This window comes from Vibrio sp. Vb0304, assembly GCF_033338995.1.
Taxonomy (GTDB): Bacteria; Pseudomonadota; Gammaproteobacteria; order Enterobacterales; family Vibrionaceae; genus Vibrio; species Vibrio alginolyticus.
In genome coordinates this window covers 83,470-96,115 of the sequence record NZ_JAWOTT010000010.1, presented here as the reverse complement: position 1 = coordinate 96,115, position 12,646 = coordinate 83,470, and the positions used below count along the sequence as shown (strand labels likewise).

11 protein-coding genes are annotated in these 12,646 nt (G+C 44.4%); 5 read left to right on the top strand and 6 right to left on the bottom strand.

Annotated features, from left to right (window positions below; all coding sequences use genetic code 11):
- The first annotated feature begins 8 nt into the window (after positions 1 to 8).
- Positions 9 to 1,364, top strand: a complete 1,356-nt coding sequence (locus tag R7P35_RS13960; RefSeq protein WP_053306569.1) for a cache domain-containing protein — start codon at positions 9 to 11, stop codon at positions 1,362 to 1,364.
- Entirely contained in the window at positions 1,357 to 1,995 is a 639-nt protein-coding gene (locus tag R7P35_RS13955) for a response regulator (RefSeq protein ID WP_005376875.1), read from the top strand. Before R7P35_RS13960 ends, R7P35_RS13955 begins: the two co-directional genes overlap by 8 nt.
- Positions 1,996 to 2,035: 40 nt before the next feature.
- On the opposite strand, the gene R7P35_RS13950 is transcribed toward R7P35_RS13955, so the two are convergent.
- Positions 2,036 to 2,512 (bottom strand): MarR family winged helix-turn-helix transcriptional regulator, encoded by a 477-nt coding sequence (locus R7P35_RS13950; protein ID WP_005376877.1) that lies wholly within the window; start codon positions 2,510 to 2,512, stop codon positions 2,036 to 2,038.
- A 387-nt stretch (positions 2,513 to 2,899) separates the two neighbouring features.
- Between R7P35_RS13950 and R7P35_RS13945 the strand changes: the two genes are divergently transcribed.
- Positions 2,900 to 4,471, top strand: coding sequence for a BCCT family transporter (locus tag R7P35_RS13945; protein WP_005376879.1), 1,572 nt, complete (start codon positions 2,900 to 2,902; stop codon positions 4,469 to 4,471).
- 231 nt (positions 4,472 to 4,702) lie between these two features.
- Positions 4,703 to 6,586, top strand: coding sequence for a methyl-accepting chemotaxis protein (locus R7P35_RS13940; protein ID WP_005376880.1), 1,884 nt, complete (start codon positions 4,703 to 4,705; stop codon positions 6,584 to 6,586).
- 72 nt (positions 6,587 to 6,658) lie between these two features.
- Here R7P35_RS13940 and R7P35_RS13935 read toward each other — a convergent pair whose 3' ends face one another.
- Both R7P35_RS13935 and R7P35_RS13930 read right to left on the bottom strand, forming a co-directional pair.
- The gene (locus R7P35_RS13935) at positions 6,659 to 7,378 is read right to left on the bottom strand and encodes a 3'-5' exonuclease (protein WP_005376881.1); all 720 of its coding nucleotides are present in this window, start codon (positions 7,376 to 7,378) and stop codon (positions 6,659 to 6,661) included.
- Positions 7,379 to 7,386: 8 nt separating this feature from the next.
- A complete protein-coding gene (locus R7P35_RS13930; RefSeq protein WP_053306567.1) occupies positions 7,387 to 9,276 on the bottom strand; it encodes a DUF294 nucleotidyltransferase-like domain-containing protein in 1,890 nt (629 codons plus the stop codon).
- A gap of 314 nt (positions 9,277 to 9,590) precedes the next feature.
- Between R7P35_RS13930 and R7P35_RS13925 the strand changes: the two genes are divergently transcribed.
- On the top strand, positions 9,591 to 10,232 hold the full coding sequence (locus R7P35_RS13925; protein WP_053306566.1) for an outer membrane beta-barrel protein: 642 nt from the start codon (positions 9,591 to 9,593) through the stop codon (positions 10,230 to 10,232).
- 92 nt (positions 10,233 to 10,324) lie between these two features.
- Here the strand turns inward: R7P35_RS13925 and R7P35_RS13920 are convergent, their stop codons facing one another.
- The 3 genes from R7P35_RS13920 to R7P35_RS13910 form a co-directional block, all read right to left on the bottom strand.
- Positions 10,325 to 11,515, bottom strand: coding sequence for an amino acid aminotransferase (locus R7P35_RS13920; protein ID WP_017636105.1), 1,191 nt, complete (start codon positions 11,513 to 11,515; stop codon positions 10,325 to 10,327).
- Between the two features lie 332 nt (positions 11,516 to 11,847).
- Entirely contained in the window at positions 11,848 to 12,147 is a 300-nt protein-coding gene (locus tag R7P35_RS13915; RefSeq protein WP_005376885.1) for a hypothetical protein, read from the bottom strand.
- 245 nt (positions 12,148 to 12,392) lie between these two features.
- On the bottom strand, positions 12,393 to 12,623 hold the full coding sequence (locus R7P35_RS13910) for a hypothetical protein (RefSeq protein ID WP_053306565.1): 231 nt from the start codon (positions 12,621 to 12,623) through the stop codon (positions 12,393 to 12,395).
- Between the last annotated feature and the right edge of the window lie 23 nt (positions 12,624 to 12,646).

The following is a 12,646-nucleotide window of genomic DNA, read 5'->3' as shown; positions in this document are numbered from 1 at the left end:
GGGAAGGGATGCCTCTCAAAGCAAAGTTAATTCTGCTGACACTGATACCCGTGGTATTGGTGTCAGCGAGTATCAGCTGGATCTCTATCTATCAAACCAAGACCCTTGGCAAAAGGGAGGTAGAGATCTTTCATCAAAACCTGATCCAATCAAAAGAAGCGGCGCTGAAAGATACGGTCGACGTCGCTTTTGACTCCATTTCTTACATCTACAACGATCCGACTTTAGAAGAGAGTGTTGCCAAAACGCGTGTGAAAGCGATTTTAAATCGTTTGAGTTATGGGTCGGACGGCTATTTTTTTGCTTATGATAAATATGGTACCAACCTTGTACACCCAGTTCTTCCGGAGCTTGTCGGGGAAAACTTACTCTATCTTGAAGACGAAAATGGCGATCGCTTAATCGAAGCTTTATTGTATCAAGCGCAATCTGGTGGTGGATTTCATCAGTACCTGTGGCAAAAGCCATCTACGGGTGAAGTTGTCCCTAAGCTTAGTTACGCTGCATGGCTCGATAAGTGGGAATGGATGATAGGGACTGGGCTGTATATTGAGGATGTAAGCCGAGAAGTCGCCAATATGCGCGCGGCGGTGAACAAAAATATCGAAACGACATTTTTCTCAGTCGTCGTGATCTTAGCGGTGACCGTTGCTGTAATCATTGTTCTCACTTTGGCGATCAATCTGCACGAGCATCGCCTCGCTGATAAGAACCTGAAAGAACTGGCACATAAAACCGTGATGTTCCAAGAAGATGAGAAAAAGCATTTAGCGCGAGAACTGCACGATGGAATCAATCAGTTGTTAGTCTCCAGTAAATGTCATTTAGACTTAATGAGTCATAGACTGGAAGACGAAAAACTCAAATCCCACTTAGATAAATCACAACGATCGCTCGTTACCGCGATAAACGAGGTGCGGCATATTTCTCATCAGCTCCGTCCAAGCGCCCTCGATGATATCGGTTTAGAAGCAGCACTGACGACCTTGCTACAGGACTTTCATTCCCATTCCGGGATTGATATCGAGAGCAATTTCGATACTCAGCAGCATAAACTGACTTCGGAAGTCGCAACGACACTATATCGCGTCGCTCAGGAGTCTTTGAATAACATTGAAAAACATGCGCGAGCGAAAAAAGTAACGGTTACTTTGCAAAAAATGGGCAATATGCTGCAATTACTCATACGTGACGATGGGCTTGGATTTGTGGTTAACCATGCAGTGCACCAACAAGGGATTGGGTTAAGGAACATGCAAGAGCGTGTAGAGTTCATCGGTGGTGAATTTGAGCTAATGAGTGAGCTTGGCTTGGGAACAGAGATTACCGTGCTGCTTAATTTGGATGAAATAGTTTATGGATAAACCGATTAGTGTAGTGATTGTCGATGATCATCAAGTGGTATTGGATGGCTTCATGGCTCGTTTGGAGTTAGAGCCTGACATCGAAGTGGTGGGTACAGCAAGTAATGGTTTGGAAGCGATAGAGGTCGCAAAGCACTTGCAACCGGACGTCATATTGATGGATATCAGCATGCCAATAATGAACGGTATTGAAGCGACTGGTGTGATTAAAGAAGCTCGCCCAGAGAGCAAAATACTTATGTTGACCATGCACGATAATCGCGAGTACATCATGAAGGTCATGCAAGCTGGTGCCGTAGGATATATGCTCAAGGAAATCTCGGCCGAGAAAATGGTGCAAGCAATAAAAACGGTGAACCAAGGCTCGACGTATTTCTGTGAATCCGTCACACAAACACTCTTTACCCAAGAAGTGGTGCCTGCCACGCAAAAAACGAATCCTCTCAGCCGCAGGGAAGAAGCGGTACTTAAATTAGTTGCTCAAGGAAACAGCAGCAAGAAAATCGCCACTTTACTCAATATTAGTTATCGAACGGTAGAGACGCATCGCCATAACATTAAGCACAAGTTGGACTTACATTCGACGGCAGAGTTAGCAAAATATGCGTTTGAAACTGGGTTGACTGAGTAGGAGAGTAGTGCCCGCAAAAAGCGAGCACGTGGGAGCGAAACTAATCGGCTTTGGTAATGCTACCAAGCTCTAGCATTGGAGCAACATCGATGTCCTCTGCATTCATCATCGTCGAGATGCGTTGAACGGAAGATAGTAGAAGGGATTGCTCCCATTCTTCCAATTTTTGGAATCGATTAATGAAGTGCTCTTGCAGCGGCGTTGGTGCTTGTTTTAAGGCTTCTTGGCCCTTGCTCGTAAGTACAGCATGCACTTTACGCTTGTCTTGAACACTGCGCTGACGCTCAACAAACTGGCCTCGTTCTAGTCTATCTAGAATGGTCGTTGCGGTCGCTTGGCTCATGTTAGTGTGGCTAGACAACTGTTTAATCGTCACGTTATCTAAGTCATTGATAGCGCGCATCAAAATCAACTGTGGAGCAGTCAATCCAGACTCTTTGCTCAGCTTTTTAGAATGTAAATCAATAGCGCGGATGATCTGACGAATCGAGACCAATACTTCTTCGTACTTTTCCAATTTATTCATCCAGTCTGTAGGGAACATTTATCGAGGCGACACTAACTTAAATGCGCCCTTATTTAAAGGGGGGAAATCAAAAATTACCTCTACAATTTTACGCCGTGTCCTCAATACCATTTTGTCGCGCCTTTTCGACAAAATAAGAAGAGCTAAAATTATTATAGCAATAAATGTTTGTGGTCTAACTATTGTAGTAGTGATTTGTTCTATCAAAGGCCGTAACCACACAGTGAAAAGTAAGTTATTGGATTTTTTAATAGCAAAAAGATAGACAAAAACGTGTCAAATGATAGGATCTTGCGCCTTCACGGAATGCAAAACGTATCGTGTTCGAAAGATTTTTTTGTTTGGTACGTAAAAACACTACAAAAATAGAGAGGAACGATGACAAAGGGTATAGATAAGTACAGTATCGATAGTACCGACTATACGGTAGGTCAGGACAACGTTCAAAAATGGGGTTTTGATGTTCATAACCCAGTTTTTGGTATTAGTGCAGGTTTAATTGCGCTGTTTCTTGTCGCTGCATTAGTTCTAGATGCACATACCGCAAAGACGGCACTTGATGGGCTGAAGTGGAAAATTATTGGTTCATTCGATTGGTTGTTCATTATTGCAGGTAACATTTTCGTTATTTTCTGTTTGGCGCTTATCGTCTCACCAATGGGTAAGATCCGACTAGGTGGTAAAGACGCTGTTGCCGATTACTCGTTTATGTCATGGCTTGCAATGCTATTTGCAGCTGGTATGGGTATCGGTTTAATGTTCTGGAGTGTTGCAGAACCTGTCGCTTACTTCACCGGTTGGTATGAAACGCCACTTGGTGTTGAGGCAAATACACCAGAAGCCGCGAGATTGGCACTGGGTGCAACGATGTTCCACTGGGGCCTTCACCCATGGGCAATTTACGGTGTTGTAGCACTTTCTTTAGCATTCTTTGCCTACAACAAAGGTTTACCGCTATCTATGCGTTCGATCTTCTACCCACTTCTGGGTGATCGTGCATGGGGTTGGGCTGGCCACATTGTGGACATTCTGGCTGTGCTTGCGACTTTATTTGGTCTTGCTACATCCCTAGGTCTAGGTGCGCAGCAAGCAGCAAGTGGTATTCATCACGTATTTGGTGTTGAGCCAGGCCTAGGTCTGCAAATCGTCGTTATTACCGTGGTGACTTTACTTGCTGTTGTTTCAGTCGTACGCGGCATCGATGGTGGTGTTAAAGTCATTAGTAACATCAACATGGTTGTGGCGTTCTTGCTACTTCTCCTTGTTGGTCTTATCGGTTGGGCGGCGAGCCTAGGCTCGATTCCAACCACACTTATGGCATATGTAGAGAATATCATCCCACTAAGTAACCCGTTTGGTCGTACGGACGAAGCTTGGTTCCAAGGCTGGACAGTGTTCTACTGGGCTTGGTGGATTTCATGGTCGCCATTCGTAGGCATGTTCATCGCGCGTGTTTCTCGTGGCCGTACCGTTCGCGAGTTCATCACAGCAGTTCTGCTGGTTCCAACGGCGGTTACCGTTGTTTGGATGTCTGTATTTGGTGGCCTGGCGATCGAGCAAGTTGTTGATAAAGTAGGTGAGCTGGGCACAAATGGCTTGACTGACGTATCACTTGCTATGTTCCAAATGTTTGATGTTCTTCCATTTGGTAGCATGCTTTCTATCATCGCTGTTGTGCTGGTACTTGTGTTCTTCATTACGTCTTCTGACTCTGGTTCACTTGTTATCGACAGTATCACGGCAGGTGGTAAAGTCGATGCACCTGTACTTCAACGTGTCTTCTGGGCATTCATGGAAGGTGCAATTGCGGTTGCTCTGCTATGGATTGGTGGCTCCGAGGCGGTTCAAGCTCTTCAGGCTGGTGCCATTTCTACAGCACTGCCATTTACCTTCATTCTGCTTGCAATGTGTGTGAGCTTATTGATGGGTATGCGAACTGAGCGTCAGTAATTCGGCATTTTATAAAACCGTTTGACTAACAATTAATCAAAAGGCCAGCAATTTGCTGGCTTTTTTTGTGCGGTTTTTATGACGCTCGAGACAAAAAAATGACACATGAAAGTTCATATTTTACAAAGAGTTAATGTGCTATTTTGTTTTTTAAAAATTAGTGAATAGTCGTAAAAAAGTGTGTAATATTCATGCACCTTAACTGTTCTCCCAACTCAAAAAACTATAAATATGAAATTATCATTAAAACAAAAGCTTATAGGCGCAAGCCTTTCTGCTGTTGTTGTGATGGCAACAGCACTTACTTGGTTGTCGGCTGGTCAATTATTTGATCAGACTCGTTCAGGTGTCTATTCACGTGCGCAAAGTCTTAGTACTACTGCGTCAGAGGGAATTTCTGATTGGGTCAATATCCGTAAAGATATTGCCACTGCGTTCAACGACTACTCGACCGAGCAAGACGTTGTTCCTTTCCTACAACAAGCTCGCAAGGCTGGTGGCTTCGATGACATCTTCCTTGGTACACCAAACGGTGATATGTACCGCTCTCATCCGGAGCGTAACCGTGCTGATTATGACCCTCGCACACGTCCTTGGTACAAGGATGCTGATGCCGCGGGTAAGCAAATCATCACAGCCGCATATCAAGACGCAATCACGAATGCACTACTTGTGACCATTGCTGAGCCAGTAATGAAAAATGGTCAGTTTGTTGGTGTTGTTGGTGCGGACGTACTGATCGATCAGCTTATCAGCGATGTGATTAACTTAGATGCAGGTGAAAACGCGCATGCGATGCTAATCGACATGAATGAAGGCACCTTCTTAGCGCATCCAGATAAAAGCTTGACGCTTAAGCCTATCACCAGTGTTCTAAAAGATTTTTCAGAAGAGGCAATTGAGCGCGCCGCCGATGAAGGTCGTATCGAAGATACGGTAATCAAAGGAAAAGAGAAGCTTTACTACTTCAATAAAGTTCCTGGTACGCATTGGATGTTTGCGATTGAAATGGATCGCGCAACAGAAGAAGCAGGTCATGCGGTATTGCTACGAGATCTATTGTTCACTGCTGTGGCGATCACGATTGTGGTTATTCTTGCAGTTTCTTGGCTAGTTGGTTTCTTGTTCCGTGACTTGAACCGCGTATCAAATGCACTGGAAGAAATTGCATCTGGCGAAGGTGACTTAACGCAACGCCTAGAACCACGCAGTGATGATGAAGTAGGTAAACTGGCGGAAAACTTCAACCGTTTTGTTGGCAACATGCACACAATGGTTACTAAGCTTAGCCACGTATCTTCTGCGCTTTCAGAGCAAGCACGCACGACAGCACAGCAGGCTGAGGAGCGTAGTCAGCGTATCTCTTACCAGCAAGATGAAATCAACATGGTGGCGACGGCTGTGAACGAAATGGCAGCAGCGACACAAGAAATTGCAGGTAATGCTGATAGTACGGCAAGTAACTCAGAAGAAGCGGTTCAAGCTTGTTCACACGGTTCAAGCCAAGTAACTCAAACGCAAGGCTCTATTCAGAACTTAGCGCAAGAAGTTCAAGTTGCTACTGATGTGATTCAAGAGCTAGAAGCACACGGAAATAGCATCAATACGATTCTATCAACGATTCAAGGCATTGCAGAGCAAACGAACCTACTTGCACTTAACGCGGCGATCGAAGCGGCACGTGCAGGTGAGCAAGGCCGTGGTTTTGCTGTGGTTGCAGATGAAGTCCGCGTATTGAGCCAACGTACTCATGCTTCAACGCAAGAGATTCAAGAAACTATCGAGATGCTACAAGGCACAACAGCCAAAGCGGTCGGTATTATGGGTGACAGTCGTCGTCTAGCTGATACCAGTGTTGATGATGCCAATGCGGCTGCAGCGAGCTTGACGCAAATCCACACTGCTGTTGAGCGTATCAGTGATATGGCAACGCAGATTGCTTCAGCAGCAGAAGAGCAAGCATCGGTAACCACTGAGATCACTCGTAACACTGAAGGTATTCGTGACGTGTCTAACGAGTTGTCAGTCGAAGCTCATCAAGCAGCAGAACAAGCTGCTCACCTGTCTGAGCTATCACACGAACTTGAACAAGAGATTCAACGCTTTAAGCTGTAATCTTGTCTCAAGCTAAGCAAAAAAAAGGAGCCATCTGGCTCCTTTTTTGATCGCTATTAAGCGTGAAGTATATTACAGCCAGAACTCACTGATGGGTTGCTCTTCACTGTAATGATGGGCGATTTGCGCTTGCAGTAGCTCTGCGGTAGCAATTGCATCGGTTAATGCATGGTGAGGCGTATAGTCTGGCAGCCCATAACGGCGTCGAGATTGCGCTAGCCGAACCGATTCTGGTTTTTTCCCTTTTAAACGCTCCCAGAGAGAGCCTGAACGTTTCTGTTGAATCGTTTCTTCAAGGTGCAGCGTATCTAAAACAGGAAACTCAATACCTTCCCCTAAACGGCTTTTGAGCGCTTTATCCAGAAACTCTCTCTCGATACGACGGTAATGAACAACAATGATTTTCCCGCTTAAGCATGGTAGCAGCTCGCTTAAGATATCGCCTAAGTCAGGTGCATCGATCAATTCGCTGTGAGTAATACCGTGTATAATGACTGAATCTTCATCGAGTGCACGCTGTGGACGTACCTTCCAATGACGCGAGTTACGTAGGAAAATTCGCTTCAGGTTAAACGGCACCAAGCCAATAGTAATGATGTCATGTTTTTCAGGATTCAAACCCGTCGTTTCGAAATCTAACGCCACGAACTCCACCTCAGATAACGGTGTTTCTGGAGCAGGCGGCTTGTTGCTATAAAACGCAATTAAATTCTCATCCTTCGCCATCTCCAGCTTTTGTTCAAACTTCGTTGGCCACTGAATGGTTGGCTTCTGAAAGAGCTTTTTAATCATGCTAAACCTCACTTAAAGCTCTTGTTCGCTTGGTAGCGGAACTTAAGGAAATTTTGACCATTGCTTAGGATCTGGAATGCATCCTTTAGGTTGCGACGTTCAAACTCAGAGAGGTTTTCCGGTTCGATATTGTTATCAGGCTCAATGCCTAGTTCCACATCCGTCGCTTGGTGACGAATACGTACCATGGAAATAAATTCTAACGCGTCTTTTAAGTCTTGTGCTCGACCTTTTGGCAAAATGCCAGCATCAATAATGTCGTCAAGACGCTCAAACGAGTTCTGTGCACGTGAACCAACCGCCAGAGAGTGAACGCGAATTAAGTCGACCAGAGGAGCAGTACCGCGACGTTTGAGGTTGATGGAGTTGTTGTGTCTGCCATCTTTTTCCATCACGAAGTCTTTAAAGAAGCCTAGAGGTGGTGTTCTGTTTAGTGCGTTACGAGCCAAACACGCTAAGAAGCGGTTGTTCTTTCGAGCGCGACGAACAATAAAGCTAGTTAACTGTTCTGCCCATTTTAAGCGGCCATAGACGCCATCTAAGTCGAAAAAGATAGAGGCGTTGAGTAGTGCTTTCGGGTTCGGGTTATCAATCCAGTCAGCAAAACATTCTTCCCACTCTGAACGAGTCATGCGCCATAGTGGGTTGGTTGCCATAATATCGCCTGTGCAATATTTGTAGCCACAGGCATCTAACCCATCGCTGACGTATTTTGCTAGGGCTTCGAAGTATTTACCATGTTTCTCTTCTTGATAGGTCTCATCTAGAATGATGGCGTTATCTTGGTCAGTCACCAACAGTTGCTCATCTCGCCCCATTGAGCCAAGTGCAAGGAAACAATAAGGAATTGGCGGTGGGCCAAGCTCTTCTTCTGCCATTTCTAGCAGACGTTGTTTGAAGCTTCGGCCAATGACCGACATCGCGCTACCCACCATGTGAGAGTTGGCATCTTCATTGACCAGACGCACGAAGCTGCTTTTCACTTCTTCGGCAACAACGGCTAAATCTTCGATAGTCTGTTGTTGGAAAATACTACTCACCAACAACAACGAATTCTGAGATTCATAACGAACAATGTCGGTAGTTTCGATAATACCGATTGGTAATTGGTTTTTTACCACTGGTAGGTGATGTACGTTGTAACGCAGCATCGTTAACATTGCTTCATAGATGTAAGCGTTGTGGTCAAGAGACATGACCTCCGTGGTCATCACACTAGACACATCGTCCTGTGGGGACAAACCTTCAGCTAACACACGGGTACACAAGTCACGGTCAGTAATGATACCAAGTACTGGGGACTGTGGATCGTCTTCGTCACGAAGGAAATCTGGGTCGACGATAAGTAAAGCCGATACGTTGTCATTCGCCATTTGCTGCGCGGCTTGCTGGATTGTCTGACCACGATCAATCGTATGAGCATCGCCAGTTAGCAAGGTTTTCACTTTCGACGTCGTCAGGTCATTGGCGTCTTTGTTTTCTGAAATGGCTTGGCGTAAACGAGCGCTATTTTCAACTTCAACAAAATCCGCAAAGGAATCAAAGTTATCGTAAATTTCTTGGAAAATGTCACCAGGAATACAGTAGAGCAGGGTATCCTCAATGGCTTTTACCGGAAAGCGGACTTTGTTATTGGTGAGCATGCCCATCTGGCCAAATAGGTCACCTTCGTCAAGGCGGTTATACAGCTCACCTTTGCGTCGATAAACTTCAACAACACCGCTTCGCACCACGTATAAATCTTGGATATAGTCTCCAAAATGGATGATGGGGGTATCTTCTCGGTAGTACGAGATTTCGACACTCTCTGTCACCTTGTTTAGTGTTTCTTCAGGGAGTTCATTGAACGGGGGATACTTGGCGAGAAAGTTGTAAATCTCGAGAAGTTCTGCATCCATCGAAGGCGCCTTTTAGTTCGCAAATAATAAAGTAATCTTAACTTAGTTTTAAAACAGAGTCTTATCTGAACCGCGATTTTCGTGCTCAGTCATAAGATTCTGACATATCGCACGATAAGGGAGCTTCATTTTTACTACTATATGGTCACCTCAATTGAAAAAGACGTCGTCGATATGTTTTCTTCGTGATGACTGATTAGATCTTTGGCTGTTTCAGATCGTTATCACGTCTTTAGATGAAGCTATTCTTCTTGAGCCAAGTAGCTCAGGCGATGGAATACAGTGTTTAGATAATTCTCATGAAAGGAAGTCGAATGGTGAGAAATTTATTGCTTGTTTCTTTAGCTGCTTTGTCGGCGATATCAAGCGCAGCGGTCATGGACCAAGCAGAAAAATTTGGGTACGAACACATTCATTTGGATGTTGGTGCCGGAACGACAAACGAAGAATGGTTAGATAACTCTAATGCGACCACAGTTGGACTCGGTGGTAACTATTTGTTTACTGAGAACTGGTTGTTTAATGTTGATTACTCAGCGCAGTTTTTCCATCCGGATGATTTTACTCTTCGCATTGACCGCCTTTTGTTTGGTGGTGGTTACCGTTATGGAGTTACAGAGCAATTCGATATCTACGGGATATATGGAATAGGCGCAATCAAAGCGAAAGCGACGGACGACAAAACGGATAATACGTTGTCTTCCGATAGCGAATTGATTCAAGCTGTAACTGTTGGGGTGAATTACTTGCTCAGTGAAAAGCTTATAGCGACAGCTGAAGTGGAGTTGAACCGTAGTGATATCGTTGATGAGAACAATTTTAAGATCGGTCTTAACTACCAATGGCATAAAGTCATCGGCACTGGTCTTTTTTATCAGTTTAGAGATACTGATTACAGCGGTGAAAGCTCAGATTACGTCAATGAAGTAGGGCTGAGTTTGAAGTTTGTCTACTAGTAGATCGGACGGGTTCGTTTTTGGCGTTAAGCTAAAACAAAAAAGGTCAGCTTATGCTGACCTTTCCTTTTAATAAAGTATGCGACAGTCGATTATAAAACCGCTGCAATGCCTTTACACAGAGGGCCCATATTTGACTTCGTCATACCAGCAACACTGATTCGGCCAGAACCGACAATGTAAATACCGAACTCTTCTTTAAGGCGGTTAACTTGCTCTTTAGAAAGACCAGAGAAAGAGAACATACCATTTTGACGTTCGATGAAACTAAAGTCTGCGTCCACCCCCTCTGCTTTTAGTGTCGCTACAAATAGTTCACGCATTTCTTGAATACGGTCACGCATTTCTGCTACTTCAGCTTCCCATTCCGCACGCATTTCGGCGTTGCCAAGAATGTGAGTCACGACAGCGCTGCCGTGTGCAGGTGGGTTAGAGTAGATAGAGCGAATAATGGCTTTAACTTGAGAAAATGCGGTTGTTGCGACTTCTTCTGACTCAGCTACTAACGTGAAGGCACCTACGCGTTCATTGTATAGGCCAAAGTTTTTCGAGAAAGAGCTCGCGACTAGGATTTCTTTGTTGTACTTAGCAAAAGTACGAAGACCTGCAGCATCTTCTTCCACACCTTTAGCAAAGCCTTGGTAGGCGAAGTCGAACAGAGGAAGCAATTTCTTCTCTGCGACAAGTTTCGCCAATGTTTCCCATTCTTCAGCTGTAGGATCGATCCCTGTAGGGTTGTGACAGCAGCCGTGTAGAAGCACGATGTCGCCTTCAGATGCAGATTGCAGATCATTTAGCATCGCATCGAAGTCTTTGTCTTTTGTTTCAGCATTGTAGTAGCTGTATTGTGCCGTTTCGATACCAGCAGCAGTAAATACGCCGTTGTGGTTAGCCCATGTTGGGTTGCTGATCCAGATCTTTACATCGCCTAGTTGACGTTTAATGAACTCGCCGGCAACACGTAGTGCACCAGTACCACCCGGAGCTTGAGCTGTTTTAGCGCGTTTTTCGTTTACAATTTCTGCATCAGAGCCGAAAAGCAGTTTTTGCACTGCAATGCCGTACTCTGCTGTGCCTTCGATGGTTAGGTAAGATTTGGTTTTTTCAGTTTCAACAAGTGCTGCTTCAGCTTTCTTTACTGTCGCAAGAACGGGAGTTTCGCCTTGCTCGTTTTTGTAAATACCTACGCCAAGGTTAATTTTGTCTGCGCGAGCATCTTTTTTAAACTCTTCAGTAAGGCCAAGAATAGGGTCAGCCGGAGCGGCAACTACTTTTTCAAACATAATCTTCATCCATGTTAATCGAAGGGGTGTGCTAACATTTATACCTTTCAGCAATATTGGTTACAACCGTTACTGAAAAGAAAACCTAAAAAAGTTGCGATTTGAAACAGAATTCTAACATAACTAAAGTTTTTGCCATGAAAACGTTTGGTAGGCACAGAGTTTGAAGGGCATTTATGCCATGGTTGGAGAAGTTTTGCACACATCCCAATCGTTTCAATTCAGTGCTTTGCGTTAACGCGTTTATAGTTGTCTTGTGAGGATTTGTTGAGACAAAAACGCCCCACCAAAGGTGGAGCGTTTACTGTTAGAAGTATGGATATCGGTTGGGGTTATTTCTTCAGATTGATTTCCGACTCAACCGCATTGGTTTCGATGTCAGGGTTAGAAGAAAGTTTTTCAGTCGCCCAGTCGTTCATATGCTTTAAGATCGCTTTTAACGCGTGCTTTTCGGTTGGTACTTCTGTCTTTTCAACTTCAAGTTTTTGCTTCGGATGCGTACCCGTCGCATCTTCTGCAACGTGTAACCAATCTGGATGCCAGTAATAAGGTTGGCCGGAAGGAGAGCTCCAAGAATGTACGCCGTTGGATTCACCTTTGTATTTAATATCTTCTTCGTTGTATTTCGCCATTATTGTTTTCTCTCATAATCCATGAGTTGAGGTGTGCATCACCATTACTATTTAAATGTAACAGATGTAATGAAAATTAATGTGATAACAATCGACTTATTTTGCCCTTTGAACGCTATAGAAGATGCGTACTTCTCATTCAGAAGAATTTACTATTTGGCAGGTTTTAGCTTTATTTGTGTTTAAAGCATACAACGATGGATTCGCCTACCTAATGCTATTCATGAACGGTGATAGAGCCTAAACTACTCGTCATTCAAGTGTTTGAGAATCGCCGCTTTTGCATGCTCTTCTGTCGCTGTTTCTCCATCAGGGACTTCAAGGTCAGCCTTTTTGTGTTCACCCAAAGCATCTTCAGCGATATGCAGCCAATCAGGATGCCAATAATAAGGGGTGGTACTGCCAGGATGGTCCCAACTATGTACACCTTTATGTTTTCCGCGATACGAGAGATCGTCCATTGGAAAAACTTTCATCGCTTCCTCCTGATTTAAAGACA

Coding starts and splice junctions, on each gene's coding strand:
- R7P35_RS13910 (WP_053306565.1), bottom strand. CDS start 12,623: ATGAAAGTTTTTCCAATGGACGATCTCTCGTATCGCGGAAAACATAAA.
- R7P35_RS13930 (WP_053306567.1), bottom strand. CDS start 9,276: ATGGATGCAGAACTTCTCGAGATTTACAACTTTCTCGCCAAGTATCCC.
- R7P35_RS13920 (WP_017636105.1), bottom strand. CDS start 11,515: ATGTTTGAAAAAGTAGTTGCCGCTCCGGCTGACCCTATTCTTGGCCTT.
- R7P35_RS13915 (WP_005376885.1), bottom strand. CDS start 12,147: ATGGCGAAATACAACGAAGAAGATATTAAATACAAAGGTGAATCCAAC.
- R7P35_RS13945 (WP_005376879.1), top strand. CDS start 2,900: ATGACAAAGGGTATAGATAAGTACAGTATCGATAGTACCGACTATACG.
- R7P35_RS13960 (WP_053306569.1), top strand. CDS start 9: ATGCCTCTCAAAGCAAAGTTAATTCTGCTGACACTGATACCCGTGGTA.
- R7P35_RS13940 (WP_005376880.1), top strand. CDS start 4,703: ATGAAATTATCATTAAAACAAAAGCTTATAGGCGCAAGCCTTTCTGCT.
- R7P35_RS13925 (WP_053306566.1), top strand. CDS start 9,591: ATGGTGAGAAATTTATTGCTTGTTTCTTTAGCTGCTTTGTCGGCGATA.
- R7P35_RS13935 (WP_005376881.1), bottom strand. CDS start 7,378: ATGATTAAAAAGCTCTTTCAGAAGCCAACCATTCAGTGGCCAACGAAG.
- R7P35_RS13955 (WP_005376875.1), top strand. CDS start 1,357: ATGGATAAACCGATTAGTGTAGTGATTGTCGATGATCATCAAGTGGTA.